This is a genomic window from Achromobacter sp. JUb104 (genome assembly GCF_024806975.1).
In the GTDB taxonomy this organism is placed as follows: Bacteria; Pseudomonadota; Gammaproteobacteria; order Burkholderiales; family Burkholderiaceae_B; genus Achromobacter; species Achromobacter spanius.
The window spans coordinates 1,138,584-1,152,072 of sequence record NZ_JANUEY010000002.1; the positions used below are offsets into that span (position 1 = coordinate 1,138,584).

Consider the following 13,489-nt stretch of genomic DNA (forward strand, 5'->3'; position numbering starts at 1 on the left):
TATCCAAGCAGGGTTTAGACAGGCGGTTGTAGGGGCAAATATGGGAAAATTCCGCTTGCCGACTCGATAACAGGGGCTTCCAAACGAAGCCCCTTATTGCGTCTGTCGGCGTGCCAGCAAGCCTGGCCTAGATACTAGGAAGTGACACCATGTTCCCCAAAAGACTCACCGAAGGCTATCAATCGTTCCTGGACGGCCGTTTCCACTCGGAAAGCAGCCGCTATCAAAAACTTGCCGAACTGGGCCAAAGCCCGGAAATCCTGCTTATTGGCTGCTGCGATTCCCGCGTATCGCCTGAAGTGATCTTTGACGCCGGCCCGGGCGAGATGTTCGTAGTGCGCAACGTCGCCAACCTGGTTCCGCCCTGTGAGCCGGATTCCGAATCGTCCTACCACGGCACCAGCGCCGCCATCGAGTTCGCGGTCAACGGCCTGAACGTGAAGCACATCGTCGTGCTGGGCCACGCCTCTTGCGGCGGCATCCGCTCGTTCTTCGACGACGCCAAGCCCCTGTCCAAGGGCGACTTCATCGGCAAGTGGATGTCGCAGATCGAACCGATGGCCGAGCGTCTGGGCCCCGGCTCCGGCGACCGCCAGACCAAGCTCAAGCGCCTGGAACTGGCCGTTGTCGAACACAGCCTGAATAACCTGATGACGTTCCCGTCCATCCGCCGCCGTGTGGAAAAGGGCGAACTGGAACTGCACGGCACCTACTTCGGCGTGGCCACCGGCGTGCTGTTCCTGCGCGATCCGGCAACGGGTGAATTCAACCCTTGCCTGGAAACCGGCATCACCGAATAAGGCGCATATCCGGTACGCTTGCGGCTGCTTTTCGCTTTCTTCAAAGACGCTACGCAACCGACAAGGACCGCTATGAAATTGTTTTTCTCGCCGGCTTCACCCTTCGTGCGCAAATGCATGGTCATTGCCCACGAACTGGCGCTGACAGAACGTATCGAAAACCTGCCCAGCGCCGCCGGCCCCGTCGCCCGCGACAAGAGCATCATTCCCAGCAACCCGCTGGGCAAGGTGCCCACCTTGATCACGGACGACGGCCAGGTGCTATACGACAGCCGCGTCATCTGCGAATACCTGAACGACCTGGGCGGCGGTGCGCTGTTCCCCGCGAACGGCCGCGCGCGCTGGCAGGCGCTGGCTGATCAGGCCCTGGGCGATGGCGTCATGGACGCGGCGCTGCTGGCCCGCTATGAAACCGCCCTGCGCCCCGAAGCCTTGCGCTGGTCCGATTGGGTCGACGGCCAGATGAGCAAGGCGCACGACGCGCTGGCGCAACTGGAAAAGAACGTGGCCAGCCTGGAAGGCCGTGTAGATATCGGCACCATCGCCATCGGCTGCGCCCTGGGCTACCTGGACTTCCGCTACGCCAGCTACGACTGGCGCAGCACCCACCCCGGCGTTGCCGCGTGGTTCAAGACCTTCAACGCACGCCCGTCCATGCAGGCAACCCTGCCCCCGGCCTGACACGGTTACGCCTTGACGCCTAGTGCGACGGGCTGACACGACGCCGCGCCCGCAGCGCGGTAAATTTTGACGCAGGAAGTTCTGACGCCAAATATTGAACTTGTCAGCCCCCGGCAGAACCAAACCTCTGGTTCTTGTCGACTCGCACAGGGAGCAAGGATGAACATCACTGCGATCTCCCCCATTGCCCGCGTTGCGGCGCCCTACGCGGCGCACATCGCGCGGGTAGACGACACCCGCCCCAGTTGGGAAGCCGAGCGTCTGGCCCAGACCGTAGCCGCGCGCGAGGCCCAGCGCAGTGCGCAGGCGCAAGCGGCGTGGGAAGCCCAGCGCATCGCCCGCGCACGCGAAGCGGCCAGGTCGACAGAAGCGGCCAGGGCGAGCGATTCGCCAGCGTCGTCACAAACCATTCACACCCGCGCCGACGCGGCCGCCCTTGCGGCGGCCGACGCGCTGCCCAGCCTGGATGTCTTTCGCGATCAGTACGCGGACACGCGCCTGCGCCGCGCCCTCGATACTTACACCGCCCAACCCGACCCGGTGGCCCAGCGCGCCGGCAACGCGAACGACCTGGGCACCATCGAAGGCCTGATGCCCTTGCAGGCATATCGCGTCGCCATGGCCAACCCGCAGGTGCAGGAACTGCAAACCGCCGTGGCCATGAAGGCCGCATCGGTGGCAGTGCCGGCGGTGGCCAACATCGGCGCCACCGAAAACGCTACCGACAACGCGCGCTACCGTCCCGGGTTTTCAGCCGCCATGTCCTGAGCGCAGCACGGCCGTCAGCCCACGACCCACCATGTAAAAAAGGCCGCCTGAACATCCGTCAGGCGGCCTTTCCACATTCAGCGCGGTTCGATCAGTGGAAGAATTCCGCGATCATCGTGGCGCCCAGGAAGGTGCCGGCGTTGGCGGCCAGGGACACCACCACGATCTTCCAGCCCAGCTTGCGGAAGGCCGGCAGGTCCTTCAGGATCGACAGCCCGGCCATGGCCAGGATCACGGTCGTGAACGGCAGGAAGTTCACCTTGCCGACCAGCGCGATGATCTGGTCCGAATACGGCAGCACGCCCGGGCAGCCCGCGGTCATGGCGATCAGCGACAGCACGAACACGGCCGGCAGCTTGGGCACCACACGCAGGATCAGGTCGGTCAGCACGACCAGCAGGATGATGATGCCCATGCCCGGCAGCGCGTCCATGAACGGCACGTTGTAGCCCAGGCGGTTGCCCACCAGCGCGAACAGGCCGCAGATGACATAGGCGGTCAGGCGGTCGCCAAAACCCAATTTGGAGTTATGCGCCGGCACGTCTTCCGACACGCTGTTGTCGACCACGGCTTCATCGGACTTGCCGCGCGAGAAGCGGCCCAGCACGGGTTCCAGCTTGCCGTACAGGAAGATGGTGGTCGGCAGCGAAATGAACAGCGTGAAGTACACGCCCACCACCGTCGTCAGCAAGTTGGCGGCGGCGGCCAGCGCGGCCACCTGGTGCGCCATTTCGGGCGTCTGCTGGGACGCAATGGCGCCCACGCCGGCGGCCATCATGCTGCCCGAGCCCACGCCTGCGCCCATGGCCAGCGATCGCGGATCAAAAATGTTCAGGCTGGTGATGAAGCCGGCCATCAGCGCCACGAACAGCGCGCCGATCACCGTGCCCGTGATGTACTCGGCCATCACGCCACGGCCTTCCGGCGAATTCATGCCGTAGCGCTCGCCGATGATGGCCAGGCTGGGCTCGCGGCCCACCGAGAAGGTGGCGCCGATGGCTTCACGCTTGATGCCCAGCAACAGCGCCAGCGGCAGGCCGATGGCCATGGTGCCGAAGAAGTGGCCGAATTCCTGGAACACCAGCGCCCAGCCGGCTTCGCGCACCTGCGGCAGCGCGCCGCCCACCATCAGGCCAAGCTTGGCCAGGAACGGCAGCAAGGCGTATTGCAGATAGCCGCTGATGCGGGTCTGCATGGCCTTGTCGATGGCGCTGCCCACGGGCAGCCGCTGGCCAAAAGCCGCCACGATGGCGCCAATGAAGATGGCCCAAAGCATCGGTTGCAGAACGATTTTGCCCGGGCCCACCGAAAACGTGACGCTGCCAATCGCTTCGGAAATGACCACCACCAACAAGATGGCGGCAAGCATTCGAACGCGGGCGGATAGCGACATGGAAGGCGCGGCCAGACTGGCGCTGGCGTAAGACATCAATTTCCCCTGATGAACGTGAGTATGTTTTCGCGGTCCGGCGGTCCGGCGATCCGGCGATCCGGCGGCCGGCATTCCGCAGGTTTGGTGGCCGCTGGCCGGCGGCTGGCAACCCGGCGATCAGCCGGTCAGGCCATTCGGCGGTCCGGCGCCTTCCTATCCGGCGACCTGCGTCCTGCGACCGGCGAACCAGCGAACCAGCGATCCGGACACCCAACTGCGTGCGCGAACAGCAGGCGCGATTTTCGCCTGGGGGTCCGATCGGCAACCATGACATCGCGGGGGCATAAGCGTTGCGTAAAATGCAACGCACGGCCTTTTCCTGGGAAAATTTTGCACGACATCCCAAAAGATTCGGGTAAACCCTTACCCGCCACTGTGGATCTGCCGCCGCACCACCCCGCCCGCAGCCTGCCTTCAAGAGCCCGCCATGGATGAAAAACTCGACGCCCGCCGCACCCACTATTTCATGCAGGTCATGAGCCGGGGCTCCGTGCGCGGCGCCGCCGAGGTGCTGGACATGGACCCGTCCGCCGTCAGCCGCGCCATCGCCGCGCTGGAGCGCGACTGCGGCATGGCGCTGTTCGAACGCCGCGGACGCGGGGTCGTGCCCACCGACGCCGGCCACATCCTGGCGCGCTATGTGAAGCGCCAGCAGAACATTCAGGAAAGCTTCTTTTCCGAGATCGACAGCCTGCGCAACGCCGAACGTGGCCATATCGACCTGGTGCTGGGCGAGGGCTTCGTCGAACTGATGTTCGACCGCGTGCTGCCCGGCTATTGGCGCAGCCACCCCGAGGTGACGTTGGACATCGACGTGGCGCGCACGTCGGAAATCGTGCAGCGCATCGTGGACGACCGCGCCTATATCGGGCTGGTGTTCCAGCCCCCCAACGACGCGCGCCTGCGCACGCACTATTCGCGCCCCGAACCCATCCGCGCCATCGTGCAGCAAGACCATCCGCTGACCCGGCTGGGCCGGCCGCTGCTGTTGACTGACCTGGCCGATTATTCCGGCGCGTCGATGCAGGAAGGGTTTGGCGTGCGGCAACACATACAGGCCGCCGAGATCAGCGAACAGGTGCGGCTGCGTAACGTGCTGACCACGTCATCCTTCAAGGCGCTGTGGCAGTTCGCGGCGGCGGGCATCGGGTACGCGCTAACGCCGCCTATCGCCGTCACCGCCGACATGCGCGCCCAGCGCCTGGCCAGCCTGCCGCTGGCCAACCCGATCCTGAACCAAGGCAGCCTGCACGTCCTGAGCCGCGCCGGCCGCCACATTTCCCCCGCCGCAAGAGAGCTGCTGGACCACATCGTGCGCGGAATTGGTGCGACGGCGGCGGACGGACCCATCGAAGCCGATCGCCAATCGTAGGATGGGTGAAGCGCGAGGATGGATGGCAGAAGGATGCGGGCGCCGAACGCGCGCAACCCATCGAACGGTGGTCGCGCCCCCTCGCCCCATGGGGCCAGGCGGACCTTATTTCCTTATTACCATAATGACTTAGACGCTGATATCTGCTGCCTGTTACGGTTATGAATCCCCTTTTTCGCCGCCCCGCGCCGGGCGCAAAAAGGCTCGAACCGAGAAGACTACAAGGGCAGTAGACATGTACGTGTATGACCCCGTCGACCAGCAGCTTGTCGAGCAACGTGTGGCGCAGTTTGCCGATCAGACGCGCCGCTTCCTCGACGGCCAGCTTACCGAAGATGAATTCCGCGTTCTGCGCTTGCAGAACGGCCTGTACATCCAGCGCCACGCGCCCATGCTGCGCGTGGCCATTCCGTACGGCATGCTGGCGTCGCGCCAACTGCGCACGCTGGCGCACATCGCGCGCAAGTGGGATCGCGGCTACGGCCACTTCAGCACCCGCCAGAATATCCAGTTCAACTGGCCCAAGTTGGAAGACGTGCCGGACATCCTGGCGGAACTCGCCACCGTCCAGATGCACGCCATCCAGACCAGCGGCAACTGCATCCGCAACACCACCACCGACCACTTCGCCGGCGTAGCGCCCGATGAGCTCGTCGACCCGCTCGTCTGGTGCGAGATCATTCGCCAGTGGTCCACGCTGCACCCCGAATTCGCTTTCCTGCCGCGCAAGTTCAAGATCGCCGTCAGCGGCGCCGTGCAAGACCGCGCGGCCGTGGGCGTGCACGACATCGGCCTGCAAGCCGTTGAACGCGATGGCAAGCTGGGCTTTCGCGTGTGGGTCGGCGGCGGCATGGGCCGCACGCCCATCGTCGGCAAGCTGATCAACCCCTTCGTGGAATGGCAGCATCTGCTGACCTATCTGCAAGCCGCGCTGCGGGTCTACAACCTGCATGGCCGCCGCGACAACAAGTACAAGGCGCGCATCAAGATCCTGGTCAAGGACCTGACGCCCGAAGTCTATGCCCAGCAGGTCGATGAACAGTGGCAGCTCATCAAAGACGGCCCCGACACCATCACCCAGGAATTCGTTGACGGCATCAAGGCCCGCTTCGTGTGGCCGCAATACGACGCCGCCGCCGCGCAAGACACCGACAACACCGACGCCCTGGCCGCCGGCGCCAAGCGCTTTGCGCGCTGGCTGCGCACCAACGTGCACGCGCACAAGGTCGCGGGCTACGCCGCCGTCACCGTTTCGCTCAAGCCCACCGGCGTGCCGCCCGGCGACATCACGGCCGACCAAATGGACGCCGTGGCCGACCTGGCCGACGCCTATGGTTACGGCGAACTGCGCGTCTCGCACGAGCAGAACCTCATCCTGGCCGACGTACGCCGCGCCCGTCTGCACGAACTTTGGCAGAAGCTGGAAGCGCTGAACCTGGCCACGCCCAACGTCGGCTTGTTGACCAACATCATCGCCTGTCCCGGCGGCGACTTCTGCGCGCTGGCCAACGCCGTGTCCATCCCCGTGGCCGAAGCCATCCAACGCCAATTCGACGACCTGGACTACCTGTTCGAAATCGGCGAACTGGACCTGAACATCTCCGGCTGCATCAATTCCTGTGGCCACCACCACGTGGGGCACATCGGCATCCTGGGTGTCGATAAGGCCGGCGAAGAGTGGTATCAGGTCACGCTGGGCGGCCGCCAGAACGGCGCGGCCAAGCCCCTGCCCGACCTGGAATCCACCCGTGGCGGCGGCGCCGCCGTGGGTCGCATCATCGGCCCCTCGTTCGCGCGCGACCAGGTGCCCGGCGTGGTCGACCGCCTGATCCGCACCTACCTGGGCCTGCGCGACAGTGAAACCGAGCGCTTCATCGACGTGGTGGACCGCGTTGGCATCGACCCCTTCAAGCAGGACGTCTACGCCGATCCCGCCTTCGCCAAACCCGCACAAAGCGCCGAGCCCGCCCATGTCTGACCTCTACGCCCACGACGCCCCCGGCCCGCACCTGATTCTTGACGGCCGCCTGCAAGCCGATACGTCTCGCCCGTTCGTGCCCGAACCCGAAGTGGCGGCCGAAGGCCAGGTGCCCACGGACGAACCCGGCTGGGTCGTGCCGCTGTCCATCTGGAAGACGTCGCGCGCCACCTTGCGCCGCCACAAACATCCCGTGGCCGTGCTGCTGGAACCCGACGCCGACCTGCGCGACCTGCTTGATGCCGACGGCACCCTGAACCCGGCCGGCATCGCCTTCATCGCCGTGGATTTCCCGAACTACACGGATGGCCGTGGCTATTCACTGGCGCAGTTGCTGCGTACGCAATACCAATGGGCCGGCGAACTGCGCGCGGTGGGCGACGTCATGATCGACACCATCCACTACCAGGCGCGCGTGGGCTTCAACAGCTTTTTGGTCAAGCCCGGCCACGACCCGCACAAGGCGCTGGACGCCTTCAAGACGTTCACGGTGCACTACCAGAAAACGTATCGCGCGCCCCCGTCAGCAGCGGCCGCCTGATACGCCCACGCGCCGCGCTACAGCCGGGCTTCGTCCTGCGCCAGGTGCGTGCGGATGAGCTCGGCAATACTGCGCTGGCGCGTGGCCTGCATGCGGTCGATCACGCTTGACACGCTGACCGCCAGACGCGGATAGCCGCTGGCATCGCACAGCGCCACGCCCACGCCCAGCACCCCGGGCACGGCGGCGTTGCCCACCACCGACCAGCCCCGGCCCCGCGTGTTCTCCACCAGGCGCCGCATGTGCGCGGCGGTCATGCCGCCATAGGCGCTCAGGGCTTGCGCGTTTTGCGTCACCACATCATCGGCTTCGCCTGGCGGCAAGGCGGCCAGTAGCGCCAGCCCCGCCGCCCCCACGCCCAAGGGCTGACGGTGGCCCACCGTAACCGCCAGCACCTGCACGGCGTAGTTGCCCACCTCGCGGTGCAGGCACAGCGAATCATTGGCCGCGCGGCAAATCAGGAAGGCCGAGTCGCCCGTTACATCACTGATCTGGCGCAGTATCGGCCGCAGCCTCCGCACCGCCTGCGCGTGGGGGTCATCCGCCAGCATCACCCCCAGCTCCGCCAAGCGCCAGCGCGGCGCATTCGGCTCGCGCAGGGCGTAACCCTCTTCCATCAGCACATCCAGGTAGCGGTACACCGTAGACCGCTGCATCCCCGCCGCGCGCGCGATATCCGCCACGTGCATGCCCCCGGCCCCCGCCTGCCGCAACACCCCCAACACCCGCAGCCCACGGCGCAGGATGCGCGGGCCAGTCTCTTCCGAATCACGTTTGTTCATATTTTGGACACGCTGCGTTGATGACGCCCTTGACTAAGCCCAATATGAAAACGGGCAGACAAAGATCTGTCCAAATACTAGACAAACAGGACGGAGACAACAATGAAGACAATCACCAGGAGGCTGGCCGCCATCGCGGCCGCCCTGAGCGGCACGCTAGCCGTCAATGGCGCTTCGCTTGCGGCCGCGCCCTATCCCGATCGGCCCGTGACCATCGTGGTGGGCTACGCCGCCGGCGGCGCCACCGACATCGTCGCGCGCTTGATGGCCAAGTCGCTGACGGAAGAGCTTGGGCAAAGCTTCGTCGTCGAAAACAAGACGGGCGCCAACAGCAATATCGGCGCGGAAATCGTGTCGCGCGCGACGGCCGACGGCTACACGCTGTACATGGGCTCCATCGCCAACACCATCAACCGCTCGCTGTACAGCCAGCTCAACTACGACTTCATCAAAGACTTCAAGCCGGTCGGGCTGGTCGCCACCATTCCCAACATTCTTGTGGTCAACCCCAAGGTGCCCATCAAGACGGTGCAGGAATACATCGCCTACGCCAAGGCCCACCCCGGCAAGCTGACCTGCGCATCGTCCGGCAGCGGCTCGTCCATCCACCTGTCGTGCGAGCTCTTCAAGATGGAAACCGGCACCGACATCCTGCACGTGCCGTATCGCGGCAGTGGCCCGGCCGTGGCCGATCTGCTGGGCGGACAAGTGGATTCCATGTTCGACAACCTGCCGTCGTCGCTGCCGCATGTGCAGGCCGGCAAGCTGCGCGCGCTGGGCGTCACGTCGCCCAAGCGGCTGGATGCCACCCCCGATGTGCCCACGCTGGCCGAATCCGGCCTGCCCGGCTTCGACGTGGAATCCTGGTTCGGCCTGGTGGCGCCCGCCGGTACGCCCGACGCCGTCGTCAAGCGCTTGAACGAGGCCTTGAACAAGGCGCTGGCCAGCCCGGCAGTGCAGGCGTCCTACAAGCAGGCCGGCTTCTACGCGCCGCAGCCGCCGAATACCCCGCAGACCTTCAGCAAGAAGATCGACAGCGAAATCGACAAATGGGGCGCCGTGGTCAAGCGCGCCAACATCAAGGCCAACTAGGTTCAAGGAGCACAGGTGTACCCGATCGATTTTTTCTTCCGCGCCGCCGAGCAGTACCCGCAGCGCGTAGCCCTGGACGGCCCCGATGGCGTCGTGACCTACGCCGAACTCGCGGCCGACACGCGGGCGCTGGCGGCCGCCTTGCAAGACCTGGACCCTGCCCCGCAAACCCGCGTGGCCATCTGCGCGGGCAATTCCGCGCGGCACATCCTTGCCTTGCTGGCGGTGATGGCCAGCGGCAAGGTCTGGGTACCGCTCAACTACCGCAGCACCGAGCGTGAGATCGGGCGCATCCTGGACGCCACGGCGCCGTCGATCGTCATCGTCGACGGCGTCGGGGCGCCGCTGGCGCCCGCATCGGATGGCGCGCGCATCCATCTGGACGACAACACGGAAGCATTGGCGGCCGGCGCGCTGCTCAAGCGTTATGCGGGGCGCGAACCCGTGCGCCACGACTTGTCACGCGATGCCACCCAGGCCATCAAGTTCACGGGCGGCACGACTGGGCTACCCAAGGGCGTGATGCAGCCGTATCGCGCGTGGAACGCCGGCATCATCAACCAGATCGCCAGCTGGGAACTGACCAGCGAAGACCGCTACGTGGTGTCCGCCCCCATCACGCACGGCACGGGCACGTATCTGTTGCCCATCCTGGCCCGTGGCGGCGCGCACCTGCTGCTGGACAGCGTGACGCCGGCCAGCATCACGGCGGCGTTTCGTGAGCGGGGCGGCACGCTGAGCTTCATGCCGCCCACGCTGATCTACATGATCATGGCGCAGCCGGGTGTGTCGCGCGCCGACTTCCCTCGCCTACGCAACCTGATCTACGGCGGCGCCCCCATGCCGCCCGAAAAAATCGACCGCGCGCGCGACTTCTTCGGCCCCGTGCTGGGCACCACCTACGGCCAGACAGAAGCGCCGCAGATCGTCACCGTGCTGCGCCCCGCCGACCTGGAAACGCCCGAGAACCGCGCCTCGGTTGGCCGGGTGACCTGGCTGTCGGACGTGGCCATCATGGGCGCCGATGGCGCGTTGCTGCCCCGGGGCGAGATCGGCGAAGTGGTGGTGCAGGGCGACCTGACCATGACCGGCTACTGGCGCCTGCCCGAGAAGACGGCGGAAACCGTGGTCAACGGCTGGCTGCACACGGGTGACACCGGCCTGATCGATGCGCGTGGCTATCTGTTCCTGAAAGACCGCTTGCGCGACGTCATCATCACCGGCGGCTTCAACGTGTATCCCGTGGATGTCGAGAACGCGCTGTCGGCGCACCCCTCGGTGTATGAGTGCTCGGTGTTCGGCCTGCCCGACGACAAATGGGGCGAGGCCGTGCACGCCGCCGTCCAGCTACAACCTGGCGCGCAAGCCGACGCCGACGCGCTCAAAGCCCATGTGCGCGCGCTGCTGGGTCCGGTCGCCACGCCCAAACAATTCCATTTCCACGACAGCCTGCCACGCTCCAGCGTCGGCAAGGTGTTGAAGAACGCTGTGCGCGACGCCGCGCAAAAGGAAACGCCATGAGCACCACCCCTGAAACCCGTCTTTGCGCCCACCACCTGACCGGCATGTCGTACCGGGACGTCGATCTGGTTGAAGACCTGATCGGCAAGAAGACGTTTACCGAAGTGATGATCATGCAGATCCTGGGGCGTGATGCGCGCCCCGTGGACATGCGCATCGTCGACGCCGTGCTGGTGACCTTGATGGAACACGGCATGACGCCCAGCGCCATTGCCACGCGCCTGATCTACATGAGCGCGCCCGAGAACCTGCAAGGCGCGGTCGCCTCCGGGCTGATGGCCGTGGGCAGCCAGTTTGTAGGCACCATGGAAAACTGCTCGCGCCTGCTGGACCGCATCAAGCAGGCGGCCGATGGGCGCACCGAAGCGCTGGCCATTGCGCGCGAGTTCCGCGAACAGCGCCGCGCCCTGCCCGGCTTTGGCCACCATCTGCACAAGCCCGACGACCCACGTTCGATCAAACTGTTGGCGCTGGCCGAAGCCGAGCCGGATCTGGACGGCGCATCGCTGCGCGCGCTGCGCCTGCTGGCGAGCGCGGTGGACGAGACCTATGGCAAGCACATCACCATCAACGCAACGGGCGCGGTGGCGGCGCTGCTGAGCGAGATCGGTGTACCCACCGACCTGATGCGCGGCTTCGCCGTCATTTCGCGCGCGGCGGGCCTGGTGTCGCACGTGGCGGAAGAACAGCAAAGCCCGTCGGGCCGCTACATCTGGGAAACCATCGACCACGCCATTCCCTACGTGGGCAAGGGCAAGACACATCAGCAGGACGGCGAGGGCTCGGCATGACAGCCACGGGCGCTGCCACTACTACCAATGCCACCGCTGCCACCAGCGGCGCGCGCCTGGCAGGCAAGATCGCCTTGGTGGCCGGCGCCGGGGCGTCGGCCGCCGGCTGGAGCATCGGCCGCGCAAGCTGTGTGACGTTGGCGCGCGAAGGCGCGTCAGTGGTGGCGCTGGACGTGGATCTTGCCGCCGCCGAAGACGCCGCGCACCAGGTTGAACTGGCGGGCGGCAGCGCCTTGCCCGTGCAGGCAGATGTGGCCGACCCGGACGCCATGCAGGCCGCAGTCGATGCCGCGCTGCGCCGCTACGGGCGTATCGACATCCTGCAAGCCAATGCGGGCATCGGCAAGGTGGGCGGGCCGGAAGACATTTCGCTGGAAGACTGGAACCGCATCCAGCAAGTGAACGTGACCAGTCTGCTGATCGCCACGCGCCTGCTGGCGCCGCTGATGCGCCAGCAAGGCGGCGGGGCCATCGTCACGGTGTCGTCCATTGCGGGCATTCGCTACACCGGCTATCCGCACCTGGCCTATAGCGTCAGCAAAGCCGCGGTGATTCATTTTGCGCGCATGGCGGCGCAGCAATACGCGGCCGACGGCATCCGCGTGAATACCGTCATCCCCGGCCTGATCGACACGCCGCGCGTAGCGCAGAACGTGGCGCGCATGTTCGACCCCAACGACCTCCAGGCGGCGCTGGCCGCGCGCGACAAGCAGGTGCCGATGGGCCGGATGGGCACGCCCTGGGAAGTGGCGAAAGCGGTGGCCTTCCTGGCATCGGACGATGCGTCCTACATCACCGGCACGGAACTGGTGGTGGACGGCGGGTTGACGGGCAAGTACGCCTGACGCGCAGTGCGTCAGGCGCGGCGCCCCTTGCAGTCGCCGCGTTTCGAAGGCGGGCAGGCGGCGCGGGTATGGCGGCTTACCAAGACGTGGAATACGCGCCCGGGAACTGCTTGGCCACAAACGCCTTCACCTCGTCCGACTGGTACGCCTTGATGAAGCGCGCGACGCGCGGGTCATTCTTGTTGTCTTCGCGCGCGGCGATCACCACGGCCGCGAACGGCGCGTCCTTGCTTTCCAACGCCAGCGCGTCCTTGGCGGGCGACAGGCCGGCCGGGATGGCATAAGCGGAATTGACCGCCGCCGCGTCCACGTCCGACAGCGAGTGCGGCAACTGCGCCGCTTCGATTTCGATGAACTTCAGCTTCTTGGGGTTCTCGACCACATCGAACAGCGACGCGGTCACCGTGACGCCGTCCTTGAGTTTGATCAGCTTGGCCGCCTGCAACACCAGCAGCGCGCGGGCGCCGTTGGTCGGGTCGTTGGGAATGGCAACCTTGCCGCCTTGCGGCAGATCATCAAGCGACTTCAAGCGCTTGGAATAGATGCCCATCTGCTGCACCACGGCGGTCGCCACCGGCACGAGCTTGTAGCCGCGCGCCTTGTTCTGCGAGTCCAGGAAGGGCTTGTGCTGGTAGATGTTCAGGTCCAGCTCCTTGGCGTCCAGCGCGGCGTTGGGCTGGATGAAGTCGCTGAATTCAATCAGCTTCACCTTCAGGCCCTGCTTGGCCGCCACCTGCTGCGCCACTTCACCGATTTGCGCGTGCGGACCAACGGTGACGCCCACCTTCAGTTCGGCGTCCTGCGCCATGGCTTGGGTGCCGGTGAATCCGAGCACGGCGGCAAAAATGGCGAGGGTATGGCGAAGGCGCATAGGAAGCTCTGCATG

13 protein-coding genes are annotated in these 13,489 nt (G+C 65.8%); 10 read left to right on the plus strand and 3 right to left on the minus strand.

The genetic code is table 11. The annotated features are described in order from the left end of the window. The first annotated feature begins 149 nt into the window (after positions 1–149). The 3 genes from M2361_RS16965 (at position 150) to M2361_RS16975 (ending at position 2,249) form a co-directional block, all read left to right on the plus strand. Entirely contained in the window at positions 150–800 is a 651-nt protein-coding gene (locus M2361_RS16965) for a carbonic anhydrase (RefSeq protein ID WP_100854169.1), read from the plus strand. Positions 801–872: 72 nt separating this feature from the next. After that, positions 873–1,481, plus strand: coding sequence for a glutathione S-transferase (locus M2361_RS16970; RefSeq protein WP_259250783.1), 609 nt, complete (start codon positions 873–875; stop codon positions 1,479–1,481). Between the two features lie 159 nt (positions 1,482–1,640). Next, a complete protein-coding gene (locus M2361_RS16975; RefSeq protein WP_259250784.1) occupies positions 1,641–2,249 on the plus strand; it encodes a hypothetical protein in 609 nt (202 codons plus the stop codon). 91 nt (positions 2,250–2,340) lie between these two features. Here the strand turns inward: M2361_RS16975 and M2361_RS16980 are convergent, their stop codons facing one another. Next, the gene (locus M2361_RS16980; protein WP_259250785.1) at positions 2,341–3,678 is read right to left on the minus strand and encodes a DUF3100 domain-containing protein; all 1,338 of its coding nucleotides are present in this window, start codon (positions 3,676–3,678) and stop codon (positions 2,341–2,343) included. Between the two features lie 430 nt (positions 3,679–4,108). On the opposite strand from M2361_RS16980, the gene M2361_RS16985 reads away from it, so the two are divergent. The 3 genes from M2361_RS16985 to M2361_RS16995 all read left to right on the plus strand — a co-directional run bounded on the left by M2361_RS16985 (position 4,109) and on the right by M2361_RS16995 (position 7,572). Beyond that, entirely contained in the window at positions 4,109–5,053 is a 945-nt protein-coding gene (locus tag M2361_RS16985; protein ID WP_259250786.1) for a LysR family transcriptional regulator, read from the plus strand. Positions 5,054–5,288: 235 nt separating this feature from the next. After that, a complete protein-coding gene (locus M2361_RS16990) occupies positions 5,289–7,031 on the plus strand; it encodes a nitrite/sulfite reductase (RefSeq protein WP_259250788.1) in 1,743 nt (580 codons plus the stop codon). Beyond that, positions 7,024–7,572, plus strand: a complete 549-nt coding sequence (locus M2361_RS16995) for a DUF934 domain-containing protein (RefSeq protein ID WP_259250789.1) — start codon at positions 7,024–7,026, stop codon at positions 7,570–7,572. The genes M2361_RS16990 and M2361_RS16995 overlap by 8 nt, the downstream gene beginning before the upstream one ends. A gap of 17 nt (positions 7,573–7,589) precedes the next feature. Here M2361_RS16995 and M2361_RS17000 read toward each other — a convergent pair whose 3' ends face one another. Next, positions 7,590–8,354 carry an IclR family transcriptional regulator gene (locus tag M2361_RS17000; protein ID WP_259250790.1) on the minus strand — a complete coding sequence of 255 codons (765 nt, stop codon included), beginning with the start codon at positions 8,352–8,354 and terminating at the stop codon, positions 7,590–7,592. A 102-nt stretch (positions 8,355–8,456) separates the two neighbouring features. Between M2361_RS17000 and M2361_RS17005 the strand changes: the two genes are divergently transcribed. The 4 genes from M2361_RS17005 to M2361_RS17020 are packed head-to-tail and all read left to right on the plus strand — an operon-like array spanning position 8,457 to position 12,603. Next, a complete protein-coding gene (locus M2361_RS17005) occupies positions 8,457–9,446 on the plus strand; it encodes a tripartite tricarboxylate transporter substrate binding protein (protein ID WP_259250791.1) in 990 nt (329 codons plus the stop codon). Between the two features lie 15 nt (positions 9,447–9,461). Then, a complete protein-coding gene (locus tag M2361_RS17010) occupies positions 9,462–10,967 on the plus strand; it encodes a class I adenylate-forming enzyme family protein (protein ID WP_259250792.1) in 1,506 nt (501 codons plus the stop codon). Continuing rightward, a complete protein-coding gene (locus M2361_RS17015) occupies positions 10,964–11,758 on the plus strand; it encodes a citryl-CoA lyase (RefSeq protein WP_259250793.1) in 795 nt (264 codons plus the stop codon). The genes M2361_RS17010 and M2361_RS17015 overlap by 4 nt, the downstream gene beginning before the upstream one ends. Next, positions 11,755–12,603, plus strand: coding sequence for an SDR family NAD(P)-dependent oxidoreductase (locus tag M2361_RS17020; protein ID WP_259250794.1), 849 nt, complete (start codon positions 11,755–11,757; stop codon positions 12,601–12,603). The genes M2361_RS17015 and M2361_RS17020 overlap by 4 nt, the downstream gene beginning before the upstream one ends. Positions 12,604–12,679: 76 nt before the next feature. On the opposite strand, the gene M2361_RS17025 is transcribed toward M2361_RS17020, so the two are convergent. Continuing rightward, a complete protein-coding gene (locus M2361_RS17025) occupies positions 12,680–13,474 on the minus strand; it encodes a MetQ/NlpA family ABC transporter substrate-binding protein (RefSeq protein WP_259250795.1) in 795 nt (264 codons plus the stop codon). Positions 13,475–13,489 lie beyond the last annotated feature (15 nt).